This is a genomic window from Cupriavidus basilensis (assembly GCF_008801925.2).
Classification (GTDB): Bacteria; Pseudomonadota; Gammaproteobacteria; order Burkholderiales; family Burkholderiaceae; genus Cupriavidus; species Cupriavidus basilensis.
Map to the genome: position 1 here is coordinate 148720 of NZ_CP062803.1, position 12759 is coordinate 161478.

Consider the following 12759-nt stretch of genomic DNA (forward strand, 5'->3'; position numbering starts at 1 on the left):
GCCGCGTCATTCGCCGGCCGTCTCGAAGCCCTGCAGCCAGCGCCGCAACAGGCTTGCCAGTTGCTTGCGCTCCGCGGCCGATAGCCGCTCCAGCAAACGGTGCTCATTGGCCACGTGCACTTCCAGCGCGTGGTCGATGCGCTCGCGGCCCGGCTGGGTCAGCTCGATCAGCAGCCCGCGCCGGTCATCCGGGTTGGGGCTGCGACGCACCAGCCCGGCACGCTCCAGATGGTCGATGCGGTTGGTCATGGTGCCCGAGGTGATCATCAGCGAATCGATCAGCGCGCCCGGCGACAGCGCATAAGGCGGGCCGGAGCGGCGCAGCGTGGCCAGCACGTCGAACTCCCAGGCGTTCAGGCCGGTCGGCGCCAGCGCGGCCTCCACCGCGCGGTCGGTGTGGCGCGCCAGGCGCCAGACCCGGCCGATGATGCCCATCGGCGCGGCATCCAGGTCAGGGCGCTCGCGCGCCCACTGGGCCAGGATATGGTCGACGCGATCGCCCCCGTCTTGGGGGGCCTCGTCGCTGCCGGCTTTCGGGGAGGGCGCTGTCGCGCTGCGTGGCTTGGGTTTGCCGCGGGTGGCCATGGTGGGCTGCTGTTGATGTTGGTTGACGAGAATCTTGACATCAAGGCTTTCAGTTCGTAAAGTGGATTTTATATCTTGATATCAAGAATATTGTCGTGAAGAAAAATGGAGCCATGACGACATGAAAGCCGACCCTCAGCCCGCCCCCCAACCCGCCCCCCAACTCGTCTCGCCAACGCTGCGCGCGGCGCGCCCATCCGCGCCGTCTTCCACGCCTGCCCCGCAGGTTCAGGTACGCACGGCGGATGTCCTGCTGACCGCTTCGGCGCCCCTGATCTGGGGCAGCACCTACCTGGTCACCAGCCAGTGGCTGCCGCCGGGGCAGCCGTTGCTGTCGGGCGTGATCCGCGCGCTGCCGGCCGGCCTGGCGATGCTGGCGTGGGGCCGGCAACTGCCGCGCGGCGGCTGGTGGTGGAAGGCGGCGGTGCTGGGCGTGCTCAATATTGGCCTGTTCCAGGCCATGCTGTTTATCGCCGCCTACCGGCTGCCGGGCGGCGTGGCAGCGACCGTGGGTGCGATCCAGCCGTTGCTGGTGGTGCTGCTGGCGTGGCTGCTGCTGGGCGCGCGGCCGCATCTGGCGACGTGGCTGGCCGGGCTGGGCGGCATCGGCGGCGTGGCCTTGCTGGTGCTGGGGCCCGCCGCGCGGCTGGACGGCGTGGGCGTGGCTGCCGCGGCGGCCGGCGCGGTGTCGATGGCGCTGGGCACGGTGCTCGCCAAACGCTGGCGGCCTCCGGTCTCGCCGCTGGTGCTCACCGCGTGGCAGCTCACCGCGGGCGCCTTGTTCCTGCTGCCCTTCGCGCTGACCTTCGAGACACTGCCGGCGCGGCTGACGCTGCCCAACGTGCTCGGCTACCTGTGGCTGTGCGTGGCCGGTGCCGGCGTGAGCTATGCGTTCTGGTTCCGTGGCATTGGCCGCTTGCCGACCGCGGCGGTGTCCGCGCTGGGCCTGCTCAGCCCCGTTAGCGCCACCGTGCTGGGCTTCCTGGTACTTGGCCAGACCCTGAACCCGGCGCAGATGGCCGGCGCGCTGCTGGTGCTGGCCAGCGTGTGGCTCGGGCAGCGCGCGCCGAAGGCGGCGCAGGCTGCTGCCGCAGGCTCCGGGGCTTCAGATAAGGCGCATGCGCCGTTGGCACCGCGGCAAGGGGGAACGCAACGGTGAAGCAAAGGTGAACGACCAGGGTGAATGGCGCGCCGTTTTTGCGGCATCATGGCGGGCATGACGTCCGCCGTACCTTCCCCCACCTCCTCCCGGCCCGCTTGCGATCACTGTCTGGCGCTAGCGGCGGATTCCCGCCGGCGCGAGCCGCATGAGCGGCTTGTGCTCAAGCACACCGCGCCGCTGGTCAGCCAGAGCGCCGCCGGCGTGCCGTTCAGCATGCTCACGTTCACGTGCCGCGAGTGCGGTACCGTATGGCGGCTCTATGACCGCGCCAACGAGCTCTTTGTCTCGTGGGTGCCGGACCGCGCGCTGGGCCGCGGCGCCGATCGGATAAAATAGTGCCTGTTTCCTGCACGCGTGCTGACGGTCCAGCGCCCGGTTCCGGGCCGCCCGGCGGCGCCAGCACGGCCAGTTCCGTTGTTCCGTCGTTCCGTTGTGCCGTCTTCCAACCGTTGTCCTCGTCGTCCCCCGCCATGTCCGCTTCCCACCGAATTCCCCTGCTGGCTGCTGCCTCCGTGTCTGCGGCCCTGATGTGCCCGCTCGCCAACGCTGCTGATGCAGCCGGTGCCGCCGGTGCCGCTGGTGCATATCCCGCGCGCCCGATCCGGCTGATCGTGGCCTATCCCACCGGCGGCATCAGCGATACCGTGGCGCGCGCGCTCGGCGAGCGCCTGTCGGCCCAGATGGGTGCCTCGGTGGTGGTGGAAAACAAGGCGGGCGCGGGTGGCAGCATCGGCATCGACGCCGTGGCCAAGGCCGCGCCGGACGGCTACACGCTCGGCTTTGCCTCGACCAGCCCGCTCACGCTCAACCCGCACGTGGGCCGCGTCAACTACGATCCGCAGCGTGACATCGCGCCGGTCATGAGCGTGATGTACTCGCCCGTGCTGGTGATCGCCACGTCCAGCTTTGGCGGCAAGTCGTTCCAGGACCTGCTGGCGCAAGCCAAGGCCAAGCCGGGCTCGGTGCGCTGGGCCACGTCCGGACTGGGCACGGTGGGCCATGTCATGCTGGAACAGGTCAAGTCGAAGGCCAAGGCCGACCTCACCCTGATTCCCTACAAGGGCGCGGGCCAGCAGATGAACGACGCCCTCGGCGGGCAGTTCGAGGTGATGAGCACCAACGCCAGCCCCATGCTGACCCAGCACATGCAGGCCGGCCGGCTGCGCGCGCTGGCGGTGGGCGCACCCAAGCGCATCGAGTCGCTGCCCAATGTGCCGACCTTTGCCGAGCTGGGCTACCCCAAGGCCAACCTCACCTCCACCTTCGGCATTTTCGCGCCAGCGCACACGCCCGTGGCCATCATCACCAGGCTGAATGCCGAACTGAACAAGGCCCTGCAGGAGCCCGAGGTGCGCGAGCGCCTGCTCAAGGGCGGCGAAGTCCCCACCGGCGGTACCGCCGCGCAGTTCGCCAAGGCCATCCATGCGGAATACGACGACAACGCCCGCATCGTGAAGGAAGCGGGCATCAAGGCGGACTGACGGGCCGGGCAGCCGCGTCACGGCTGCTCGACCAGGTCCAGCCGGCAGCCGGTGGCATACACCGCCGACAGGCGTACGCCATTGCGCGGCTCCAGCGCCAGCTTGGTGCGCACGCGCGACAGGTGGCTGTCCACCGTGCGCGACGCACACGGCATGCTGCGGTGCCAGACCGCTTCCTCGATGGTCTGGCGCAGCAGCAACTGGCCGGCATGGCGAAACAGCAAGACCGCCAGCTCGTACTCCTTGGGCGCCAGCTTGACCAGGCGGCCGTTGACGAAGGCGCGCCGCTCGGCCAGCACAAAGCGGTAAGCGCCCAGCTCAAGATCGCCGCAGGCCTGCGCTACCGGCGCCATGCGCCGCAGCAGCGCATCGACGCGCGCGGCCAGCTCGGCATGGCGCACCGGCGGCGGCAGGAAGGCGTCCGCGCCATGGGCGAAGCACCGGGCGATATGGTCGTCGTCGTTGTGCTGGCTCAGCAGCATCACCGGCAACGCATCGCCGAGGGTGCGGCGTATCCACAGCAAGACGTCGCGCGCCGGGATGCCGGGAACCTCCCAGGCCATCAGCAGCAGCGCGTAGGGCTCGCTGCGCAGCGCCTGCATCAGCGCGCCCCCTTCGCGAAAGCGCACTGTCTCATGGCCGCTGAGCCTGAGCGTCTGCTCCAGCAGGATGGCTCGCGCCGGGTTGTCCTCCAGTACTGCGACTCGCATGAACGCTCTCCTCGTGCTCGGCATTGCCAGGGCATCTTAGCGTCGCGGCCCGCGTGGCGGAGCGCTAATGGAAGCTCCCGCCGCAGATTGCGAAATTTCTCATCCGACAGGCTTCTCTCGCGGCTTCTAATGACGGATAGCCCCGCATCGTCGGGTCAATCCCTGGCGCCGGCGGCGCCAATTACCGCGAGACCGGCAGGCGCCCAAGCCTTTCCGGCCAAATTGCATGGGTATGAAGATCGCATCACTGGAAGATGAACCCGCCGAGGCGGCCCTGATCCGGCAGATTCTCGGCGAGGCCGGGCATGCCTGCACCACCTTCACGCGCAGCCGCGACCTGCTGCGGCAACTGCGCGAGGAGAACTTCGACCTGCTGCTGCTCGACTGGCAGATGCCGGATCTTTCCGGCAAGGAGGTGCTGACCTGGGTGCGCGCCAACCTGGACCGGCGCGTGCCCGTGATGTTCCTGACCTGCCGCACGCAGGAAGAAGACATCGTCGATGGCTTCGCCACGGGCGCCGACGACTACATGCTCAAGCCGGTGCGTCGCGGCGAGCTGCTGGCGCGCACCCGTTCGCTGCTGCGCCGTGCCTATCCGGACCCGGGCAGCGGCGGCGCGCAGGTGGCGCTGGCCGACTACGTCATCGATTGCGCCGCGCGCACGGTGGCGCATCGCGCCCAGCCGCTCAGGCTGACGCCCAAGGAGTTCGACCTGGCCGTGCTGCTGTTTCGCAACGAAGGGCGCATCGTGTCGCGCGACCATATCGTGGCGGCGGTCTGGGGGCGCGAGATCTCGCCGCTGTCGCGCACCATCGATACGCATATGTCGCGTGTGCGCAGCAAGCTAGCCCTGAACCCGGAACACGGGCTGCGGCTGCTGCCCGTCTACACGCATGGCTACCGTCTCGAACTCACCGGCGCGGCGCCATGACGGCGTGGCTGTGTTGTGAAATCCTGCGCTGGGCAGCGGGCCTGCGTGCTGTCGCGCGTTGCCTGGAGCGTCTAGCCCACAGGATGGGGGCGGGCATGGCAGAGGGCGGGCAAGACAGGCCCGCGGGCATGGCCGCCATCCGCGCGATGCTACCTGCTGGTGGCGCCGTCGATGCGGCGGCGTGCGACAGCGCGGCGCTGGCATCCTGGCAAACCGCCATGCGGGCGTTGTCGCACGATCTGCGCTCGCCGCAGAGTGCCATCCTGGCACTGGTGCAATTGCACCAGGATGTGCCGTCGGCATGCGCGCACGCGGCATTCGTGGCGCAGACAGCGGGCTATGCGCAGGCGTCGCTGCGGCTCACCGACGACATCGCGCGTCTGTTGCGCGAGCTTGCCCACGGCTACCGCATGGAGATACTGGAGCTGACCGCGCTGCTGCGCGAGTCCGCCGACACGCTCTGCCTGCATGCCGGGCCCACGCCCGAACTCGACCTGGCTGGCCGCAAGGCCTGGATACGGGGCGATGCCGCCATGCTGGCCGAAGCCCTGCGCGTGCTGATGGCGCTGGCCATGATGTCCGCAGCCGGGAGCACGCCGCCGCGGGTGCGGCAGCGGCTCGACGGCCGCCTCTGCCGGATTTCCGTTGTCTTCGTGCCCGATGCCGATGCCGATGCGTGGCGTGCCGCGCGTGCCGGGACGCCGGCGCTGCAGTTTTGCCGCCGCGTGCTGTTGCGCCATGGCGGCGCGCTCGATGCGGATGCCAAAGCCGGAACTGAAGCTGGCACTGAAGCCGATGGCAGTGTCACCTGGCATCTGCGCTTGCCCATGCTGCGCTGAAAAATGCGCTGAAAAACAAAAAAGCACCCGAAGGTGCTTTCTTGCAGTCAGGCGTTACCCCGCGCGAGCGCGGGGCATGCCGACAAGGACAATCAGAAAATGTGGCGAATACCGACTGCCGCACCGGTCTGGTTGTTCTTGCCCGGCAGTTCGGTCGTCACGCCGCCAGTCACCTTGTTGTAGTCCACGGTGCCGTAGACCTGGGTGCGCTTGGACAGCGAGTACTCGGCCAGCAGCACGCCGGTGTAGCGATTGCCAGCGTTGTTGGACAGGCCATTCTTGTTCTGGATGTGGTCGCCGTAGAACACGCCGGTCAGCGCCAGGGCCGGGGTTGCCTGATAGGTCAGGCCCAGGTAGCCGAGGGCGTCCTTGCGGGGGTTGTTCACAGCGTTGCCACCGACCGGAACCGGATTGCCGGCAACGTTCATGAAGTTGGTGTCGATCTGGCCGGTCTTGTCCTGGCCGCCGACATAACCCAGGAATACCTTCGCCGGGCCGATGGAGTACTTACCAGCCGCGCCCCACATTTGCTGCTTGTTGCCGAAGGTGTCGCGGATTTCCTGGTACACGCCGCCGAAGGCGAACGGACCAACCGTATAGGCTGCACGAGCGCCGAAGTACGGCTTGCCGGTGGAGCTGGCTTTGGTCAGGCTGCCCGGCTGCTCGCCGAAGCCATAGCTGGCACCCACGTCCAGGCCGCTGAACTTGCCGCCGTAGCTCACGACGTTGTTGGCGCGGAACTGGGTCAGGAAGAACGGCCAGGCATTGGCTTGGTAGTTACCGATGGTCAGCGGATCGAAGTCGCCGAAGAAGTTAAACCCTTCGGTGTACTGACGGCCCAGCTTGATGGTGCCGAAATCGCCTGCCAGACCCACATAAGCCTGACGATTGAACAGCACGCCCGACGAATTCATCGAACCGTTGTCGAGGCTGTAGCCGCTTTCCAGCTGGAAGATCGCCTTCAGGTTGTTGCCGAGGGCTTCGCTGCCCTTCAGGCCCCAACGGCTTTGCGTCACAGCACCGTCGGTCATCTGGTACTGGCTGTTGTTGGCCTGGTTGGAATTGTTCGTGTAGCGAATGCTCACGTCTGCAATGCCGTACAGGGTCACGGACGTCTGTGCGTAGGCGCTGCCGGCCAGCAGCGTACCAAGTGCGAGGGTCAGGGCTGATTTCTTCATGTGGCTCCTTTTCTATTCTGTAGTGTCAGCGGTCGGATCGCGACGGCTGACGAGTTTACGTTTCGTGTAAACGCCCGCGAAAATTTAACAAAACAGAAAAGATTTAGACACTAATGCACGCCGTTGGCAGTCTCTAAGCTGGCAATTGGTGCAAAAGCGTTGTGACGCCGCGACAAATCTACACAATGGTGCATCGCGAGATGAAGCCCGCGTTACTCGTGTACCCCACGCCGTGGGGATGGTGCCGGCGGCGCGAGTGCGCGCAGGCCACCAAGGCAGGCCAGGCGGGCGTTTCACGGTGAAGCGCCGCCGCTGGAAGCGCGGGCCGGAGAATGCTGGCCCGGCTCAGGGTTATCCCTGTGGGATCTCGATCTTGACCTCGAGCACTTCGAGATTGTCCTGGCGTTCCAGGCTCACGCGCAGATCCTGGTCGCTGATCTTTACGTATTTGGAAATCACCGCGACCAGCTCGCGCTGCAAGGCGGGAAGGTAATCGGCCGGCGCGGAATGGCCGGTGCGTTCATGGGCGAGGATGATCTGCAGCCGCTCCTTGGCAACCGAGGCGGACTTCTTCTTCTCGCCGAGCAGGAAGGACAGAATCGACATGATGGTAGACCCCCCTTACTTGTTGCCGAAGATGCGCGAAAGCAGCCCCGGCTTCTGGTAGTCGGTGAAACGCATCGGCTTGTCCTTGCCGAGGAAGCGGTCCACCAGGTCGCCATAGGCGTCTGCCACGTCGGAGCCTTCCAGGTGGATGGCCGGTGTGCCCTGGTTGGACGCGTGCAGCACGGCTTCGGATTCCGGCACCACGCCGATCAGCTTGATGCGCAGGATTTCCTGGATATCGGTGAGCGACAGCATTTCGCCGCCGTGCACGCGCTTCGGGTTGTAGCGCGTGATCAGCAGGTGTTCCTTGATCGGGTCGCCGCCTTCGGCAGCGCGCTTGGTCTTGGACGACAGGATACCCAGGATGCGGTCCGAGTCGCGCACCGAGGACACCTCGGGGTTGGTCACGACCAGCGCCTCGTCGGCGAAGTACATGGCCAGCAGGGCGCCGGACTCGATGCCCGCGGGCGAGTCGCAGACGATGTACTCGAAGCCCATGTCGACCAGGCCATTGATGACCTTCTCCACGCCCTCCTTGGTGAGCGCGTCTTTATCGCGCGTCTGGGAGGCCGGCAGGATGAACAGGTTTTCGCACTTCTTGTCCTTGATCAGGGCCTGGTTCAGGTTGGCTTCGCCCTGTACTACGTTGACCAGGTCGTACACCACGCGGCGCTCGCAACCCATGATCAGGTCGAGGTTGCGCAGGCCGACGTCGAAGTCGATCACGGCAGTCTTGTGGCCACGCAGGGCCAGGCCGGCGGAAAAGCTGGCGCTGGTGGTGGTCTTGCCTACGCCTCCCTTGCCGGAGGTCACAACGATGATTTTTGCCATGGCTCTTGGATCCAGTAATGGTTGAAGCTTGCGCTGCTGTGGTTTGGGCTCTGCGGCGGGTGTTACTTCATCCGGAGCGGTTCGAGAATCAGTTTCTCCCCCGACAGCCGCACCTGGGCCGATTTGCCCAGCACATCGGCGGGCAGCGGCAGTTCGGCGGTGCGGTAGATGCCGGCGATGGAGAGCAGTTCGGGCTCCAGGCAGGTGCAGAAGATGCGCGCCTGCGCGTAGCCCTTGACCCCCGCCAGCGCGCGGCCGCGCAGCGGGGCATAGATATGGATGTTGCCTTCGGCGATGACCTCGGCGCCGTAGCTGACCAGGTCGAGGATCACCACGTCGCCGGCGGCGTAGATCTGCTGGCCGGAGCGCAGCGGCTTGTCGATCAGCATGGTGGGCACGCTGCGCGCGGCGGCTTCGGCAATGGCGGCCGCGGCGGCGGCTTCCACTTCGGCGGCCGCCGCCTTTGCCTCGGCCTGGGCCGCAGCCTGGGCGTCGGCCAGCGCTTCGGCCGGGGAGGGGCCTGCCGGCTCGGCCGGCGGGGTTTCGTCCCGGCCACCGCGCCGGCTCTGGCTGTCGAGCAGCGGCAGGCCAAACGACTCGGCCCAGCCACGCTGCGCCTCGCGGGCCACCACGCCGATAGCGCGGGCCTTGAGCAGGGCCAGGGTCTCGATCACCGTGTCCAGGGCCACCTGGTCGTCGTTTTCCAGCCGGCGCAGGTCCAGGGCCACCACATCGTTGGAGAAGAAATCGGGGGTCGATTCGAAGCGGGACAGGAGATCGTCACGCAGCGCTGCGATGTCGGTGGTCTTGAGAGCGAGGAGGAGGGCGTCGACATTGCCACTGCGCAGCTCGAAGCGTGGCGATTTCTTCTGGGACATAGTCGGTGACCGTGGAAATGGGACATTCTAACTTCGTCTGGGTGCAGAACTGTAACAAATGCCGGATGACCCGAGACCAGTGCCGGATGCGGCGCGTTGACGGCGCTCTTGTTACGATTGCGCCATCTGAATAAGGGAGCAGTCATGGGCGCGATCGTCAACAGTGTGGCCTACCGCAGCGGCAAGCGCGTGGGTGATGTCGCGCTGGACCAGATCAGTGACGCAATCTCGGTCCCGGGCACCTTTGTCTGGCTGGGCTTGCATGAACCGGACCTGGCGCTGCTGCGCAAGGTGCAGCAGGAGTTTGGCCTGCACGACCTGGCGGTGGAGGATGCCCTTGATGCCCACCAGCGCCCCAAGCTGGAGACCTACGGCGACTCCATCTTCATCGTGCTGAACACCGCACAGCTGGTAGACGACGAAGTGGTGGTGGGCGAGACCCACCTGTTTGTCGGCCCTAACTATGTGGTGTCGGTCCGCCACGGCGTGAGCAGCAGCTACGCCCCGGTGCGCGAGCGCTGCGAGAGCGACGCGCGCGCGCTGGCCAACGGCCCGGGTTACGTGCTCTACGCGCTGATGGATTTCGTGGTCGACCACTACATGCCCATCGTCACCCGGCTCGAGGATGGCTTCGAGCAGCTTGAGCAAGGTATCTTCCGCGACGAGTTCGACCGTGCCGCGATCGAGCACCTGTACCACATCAAGCGCCAGGTGCTGCGCCTGCGCAATGCGGTCTACCCGATCGAGGAGATCTGCGGACAACTGATCCGGCTGCACGAGGACCTGGTGCCCAAGGAGCTGCGCGCGTACTTCCGCGACATCGAGGACCATGCCAGCCGCCTGGTGCGCACCCTGGACGTGGTGCGCGAGATGCTGACCACCGCGGTGCAGGTGAACCTGGCCCTGGTCACGGTGGGCCAGAACGAAGTGGTCAAGCGCCTGGCCGGCTGGGGCGCCATCCTGGCGATTCCCACCGTGGTGTTCAGCTTGTACGGCATGAACTTCAACTTCATGCCGGAGCTGAAATTCCACTATGCATATCCGACCGTGATCGGGGTGACCGTGCTGGCCTGCGGCGGGCTCTGGCGCAAGCTGCATAAATCCGGCTGGATCTGAGCGGCGCGGCAACCCGGTTGCCACGCCTGGCGCCCCACGGCGCCCCCCTTCTTTCCCCGCCCGCCTTCCCTCACGCCTCCTCCCCGCGCCTCCCCCCCGCGCCTCCCCGCGCAGGCCGGGGTAGGGCGCCATGCCATGTTTATGGGATTCCCACCTGCCGGCCGGCTGCTTAGTCTTGCCCGTGCCGGGGGGCGCAAGACCGCCGCCATCGGCCGGCTAATGAATAACAGGGTCCTGCCGTAAATCATGTTGCCAGCACGGCGCCGGCAAAAAAAGAAAAGCGGAAGAAACACCGGAATCCATTCTCAGGGGGAAATCCAATGAAGCTTCAACGTCAGACATTCGGGGTCGCGCTGAGCGGCGCGGCGCTGCTGGCGCTGGCCGCCTGCGGTGGCGGCGGCAGCGATAGCACAAGCAGCGGCGCCGCCGGCGACAAGCCGGTCACCGCAGCCGCGGTGACCGGCACGGCCGCCACCGGCGCGGCGCTGGCCAACGCCAATGTGGCCATTACCGACAGCGCGGGCGCGTCCCCCTGCCAGGAAGCCGCTATCACCACCAGCGCGCTGGGCACCTACACCTGTACCCTGAAGACGGGCGAAGTGGCGCCGTTCTTCGTGGTCGTCACCGACCCCACGGGCAACACCGCCCCGCTGGTCAGCGTGAGCACGGTCACGCCGGCTGCCGGCGCCCAACTGACCATCAACGCCACGCCGCTGACCACGGCCATCGTGGCGCAACTCGCCGCCGACGGCAATCCGCTGACTTTTGTCAGTGGCAAGACGGTGGACGCCGCCGCCTTGCAAAAGGTCACCGCCAATGTGGTCGCGCAGCTCGCCAGCGTGCTCGCCGCCATCGGCGCGCCCGCCAATTACGATCCGTTCTCGACCGCGATTACCGCCGCCACCGCCACCGGCGTGGGCAATACCGCCGACCAGGTGCTCGATATCGTCAAGGTGGTCACGGATCCCGCCACCGGCAAGCTGGCGCTGGCCACCGTCGACAACCCGACGCCCGTGGCCATCGCCACTGCCACCAGCACGGGTGGCACGCTCGCTGCGCCGCCCGCCGGCGTCGCGGCCTTGCCGCAGGCAGCGCAGGCGGTCGCCAAGGGGCTCTCGGCCTGCTTCGCGCTGCCCGTCGCGCAGCGCGTGACGTCCTCCAATGCCAGCCTGAGCGCGTCGCAGGGCGGCCCGGAGGTCGATGGGGTGGCGTCCGCATGCCAGAACATCGCTGCTGACTTGAGCAACGCGGCCGGCATCGGCTTCCTGCACAACGGCTACGACTTCGGGCAATTGCTCTATGGCATCCTGACCAGCGATACCATGACGGGCGCGCAGTTCAGCGTGCCGGAAATCATGGCGTTCTATCCCGCCGCATCGACGGCCTCGGGGCGTGACGAAGCCATCTTCAACATCCGGTACCTGGACGCCAGCGGCAACCCCGGCAACATCATCACCACGGCCCGCGATATCGCGGGCGGCGCGTCCAGCGCGCATCCGTCGACCTGGTGGCTGGTCGGCAACCAGCAGCCGGTCGACGTCACGCTCAAGCCCCAGATCCGGCGCGTCGAGCAGATGAACCCGGGCTTCAACAAGGGCAACAACAACTACAGCCACTTCCAGAGCGGCATCCAGTTCATGATCAACGCCAAGGGCCCGGGCAGCGTGGTCAACAACGCCCCCCTGAGCTATGCGCGCGTGACCGGGCCCGGCTTGCCGAGCAATGGCATCGTCTATATCGCGCCGGTCCCGGCCGAGGTGGGCCAGACCTATATGGATGTGAGCAACAAGACCGGCACGGTGCCCGTCACCGCCCAGTGCGGCAACGAGCTCAGCCCGCCCGCGCCGTCGTACAACTGCCCGAACTTCTGGTTCTCGCGGACCGCGGGCCTCAGCGGTAGCGCGGCCAGCACCCTGGCGGGCAATCCTGCCAGCCTGGTATGGGCGCAAGCGGCGGACAACGCGGATGCCTCCAAGGTGGTCAAGGGCGCGAAGTACCGCATCGAGCTGTTCCATGGCACCAACACCACGCCGACCTACAGCTACAACAAGACCCTGCTGAGCGATCTCGTGCCGGCCACCCAAGGGGCGAACCTGCCGTGGAACACGCTGGGCAGCAAGTCGCTGGCCGCACTGGACCCGTCCAACTCGAGCCTGGCCGGTGCGCAGACGTCGCTGACGGCGGACTGGGTGCAGAACGTCGCCGCCCAGCAGATCGGCAGCGTTGCCGCCACGGTCGACAACAGCGGCACCTGGAGCACCGCCACGCCGGCGCCCAAGGGCGCGACCTCGATCGTGGTCAACGCGGCGGTGCCGGCCTTCACGGCCACCACCAGCCGCGGGCTGCTGTTCGGGTACCGCATGCTGGATAACAGCAACAAGTCAGCGGTCTTTACCTACAACTGACCGTGCAACTGACGTAACGGATCAGGCGCTCCTGACG

The 12759-nt window shown here is 66.9% G+C and carries 13 protein-coding genes; 7 read left to right on the forward strand and 6 right to left on the reverse strand.

What is annotated here, in order from left to right; translation table 11 throughout:
• Positions 1-6: 6 nt before the first annotated feature.
• Positions 7-585, reverse strand: a complete 579-nt coding sequence (locus F7R26_RS00575) for a MarR family winged helix-turn-helix transcriptional regulator (protein ID WP_241754390.1) — start codon at positions 583-585, stop codon at positions 7-9.
• Positions 586-706: 121 nt separating this feature from the next.
• Between F7R26_RS00575 and F7R26_RS00580 the strand changes: the two genes are divergently transcribed.
• The 3 genes from F7R26_RS00580 to F7R26_RS00590 all read left to right on the forward strand — a co-directional run bounded on the left by F7R26_RS00580 (position 707) and on the right by F7R26_RS00590 (position 3228).
• The gene (locus F7R26_RS00580; protein WP_241754391.1) at positions 707-1744 is read left to right on the forward strand and encodes an EamA family transporter; all 1038 of its coding nucleotides are present in this window, start codon (positions 707-709) and stop codon (positions 1742-1744) included.
• Positions 1745-1792: 48 nt separating this feature from the next.
• Positions 1793-2083, forward strand: a complete 291-nt coding sequence (locus F7R26_RS00585; RefSeq protein ID WP_150985467.1) for a hypothetical protein — start codon at positions 1793-1795, stop codon at positions 2081-2083.
• Positions 2084-2217: 134 nt separating this feature from the next.
• Complete coding sequence (locus F7R26_RS00590) at positions 2218-3228, forward strand: Bug family tripartite tricarboxylate transporter substrate binding protein (protein ID WP_150985431.1); 1011 nt, start codon at positions 2218-2220, stop codon at positions 3226-3228.
• A 17-nt stretch (positions 3229-3245) separates the two neighbouring features.
• On the opposite strand, the gene F7R26_RS00595 is transcribed toward F7R26_RS00590, so the two are convergent.
• Positions 3246-3938 carry a response regulator transcription factor gene (locus tag F7R26_RS00595; protein ID WP_150985432.1) on the reverse strand — a complete coding sequence of 231 codons (693 nt, stop codon included), beginning with the start codon at positions 3936-3938 and terminating at the stop codon, positions 3246-3248.
• A gap of 232 nt (positions 3939-4170) precedes the next feature.
• Between F7R26_RS00595 and F7R26_RS00600 the strand changes: the two genes are divergently transcribed.
• The gene (locus F7R26_RS00600; protein ID WP_150985433.1) at positions 4171-4869 is read left to right on the forward strand and encodes a response regulator transcription factor; all 699 of its coding nucleotides are present in this window, start codon (positions 4171-4173) and stop codon (positions 4867-4869) included.
• 128 nt (positions 4870-4997) lie between these two features.
• The gene (locus tag F7R26_RS00605) at positions 4998-5708 is read left to right on the forward strand and encodes an ATP-binding protein (protein WP_150985434.1); all 711 of its coding nucleotides are present in this window, start codon (positions 4998-5000) and stop codon (positions 5706-5708) included.
• Positions 5709-5800: 92 nt separating this feature from the next.
• Here F7R26_RS00605 and F7R26_RS00610 read toward each other — a convergent pair whose 3' ends face one another.
• The 4 genes from F7R26_RS00610 to minC form a co-directional block, all read right to left on the reverse strand.
• Positions 5801-6886: a porin gene (locus F7R26_RS00610; protein WP_150985435.1), complete on the reverse strand. Its 1086-nt coding sequence runs from the start codon at positions 6884-6886 to the stop codon at positions 5801-5803.
• A 351-nt stretch (positions 6887-7237) separates the two neighbouring features.
• Complete coding sequence (gene minE / locus F7R26_RS00615; RefSeq protein ID WP_006164360.1) at positions 7238-7492, reverse strand: cell division topological specificity factor MinE; 255 nt, start codon at positions 7490-7492, stop codon at positions 7238-7240.
• A gap of 15 nt (positions 7493-7507) precedes the next feature.
• Complete coding sequence (gene minD, locus F7R26_RS00620) at positions 7508-8323, reverse strand: septum site-determining protein MinD (protein WP_043342744.1); 816 nt, start codon at positions 8321-8323, stop codon at positions 7508-7510.
• A gap of 62 nt (positions 8324-8385) precedes the next feature.
• Positions 8386-9201, reverse strand: coding sequence for a septum site-determining protein MinC (gene minC, locus F7R26_RS00625; protein WP_150985436.1), 816 nt, complete (start codon positions 9199-9201; stop codon positions 8386-8388).
• Between the two features lie 144 nt (positions 9202-9345).
• On the opposite strand from minC, the gene F7R26_RS00630 reads away from it, so the two are divergent.
• Complete coding sequence (locus tag F7R26_RS00630; RefSeq protein ID WP_150985437.1) at positions 9346-10317, forward strand: magnesium and cobalt transport protein CorA; 972 nt, start codon at positions 9346-9348, stop codon at positions 10315-10317.
• Positions 10318-10637: 320 nt separating this feature from the next.
• Positions 10638-12722, forward strand: coding sequence for a hypothetical protein (locus tag F7R26_RS00635; protein ID WP_150985438.1), 2085 nt, complete (start codon positions 10638-10640; stop codon positions 12720-12722).
• Positions 12723-12759 lie beyond the last annotated feature (37 nt).

Excerpts from the sequence above, each read along its gene's own strand:
- F7R26_RS00575 (WP_241754390.1), bottom strand. The coding sequence starts at position 585 with ATGGCCACCCGCGGCAAACCCAAGCCACGCAGCGCGACAGCGCCCTCC.
- F7R26_RS00580 (WP_241754391.1), top strand. The coding sequence starts at position 707 with ATGAAAGCCGACCCTCAGCCCGCCCCCCAACCCGCCCCCCAACTCGTC.
- F7R26_RS00585 (WP_150985467.1), top strand. The coding sequence starts at position 1,793 with ATGGCGGGCATGACGTCCGCCGTACCTTCCCCCACCTCCTCCCGGCCC.
- F7R26_RS00590 (WP_150985431.1), top strand. The coding sequence starts at position 2,218 with ATGTCCGCTTCCCACCGAATTCCCCTGCTGGCTGCTGCCTCCGTGTCT.
- F7R26_RS00595 (WP_150985432.1), bottom strand. The coding sequence starts at position 3,938 with ATGCGAGTCGCAGTACTGGAGGACAACCCGGCGCGAGCCATCCTGCTG.
- F7R26_RS00600 (WP_150985433.1), top strand. The coding sequence starts at position 4,171 with ATGAAGATCGCATCACTGGAAGATGAACCCGCCGAGGCGGCCCTGATC.
- F7R26_RS00605 (WP_150985434.1), top strand. The coding sequence starts at position 4,998 with ATGGCCGCCATCCGCGCGATGCTACCTGCTGGTGGCGCCGTCGATGCG.
- F7R26_RS00610 (WP_150985435.1), bottom strand. The coding sequence starts at position 6,886 with ATGAAGAAATCAGCCCTGACCCTCGCACTTGGTACGCTGCTGGCCGGC.
- minE (WP_006164360.1), bottom strand. The coding sequence starts at position 7,492 with ATGTCGATTCTGTCCTTCCTGCTCGGCGAGAAGAAGAAGTCCGCCTCG.
- minD (WP_043342744.1), bottom strand. The coding sequence starts at position 8,323 with ATGGCAAAAATCATCGTTGTGACCTCCGGCAAGGGAGGCGTAGGCAAG.
- minC (WP_150985436.1), bottom strand. The coding sequence starts at position 9,201 with ATGTCCCAGAAGAAATCGCCACGCTTCGAGCTGCGCAGTGGCAATGTC.
- F7R26_RS00630 (WP_150985437.1), top strand. The coding sequence starts at position 9,346 with ATGGGCGCGATCGTCAACAGTGTGGCCTACCGCAGCGGCAAGCGCGTG.
- F7R26_RS00635 (WP_150985438.1), top strand. The coding sequence starts at position 10,638 with ATGAAGCTTCAACGTCAGACATTCGGGGTCGCGCTGAGCGGCGCGGCG.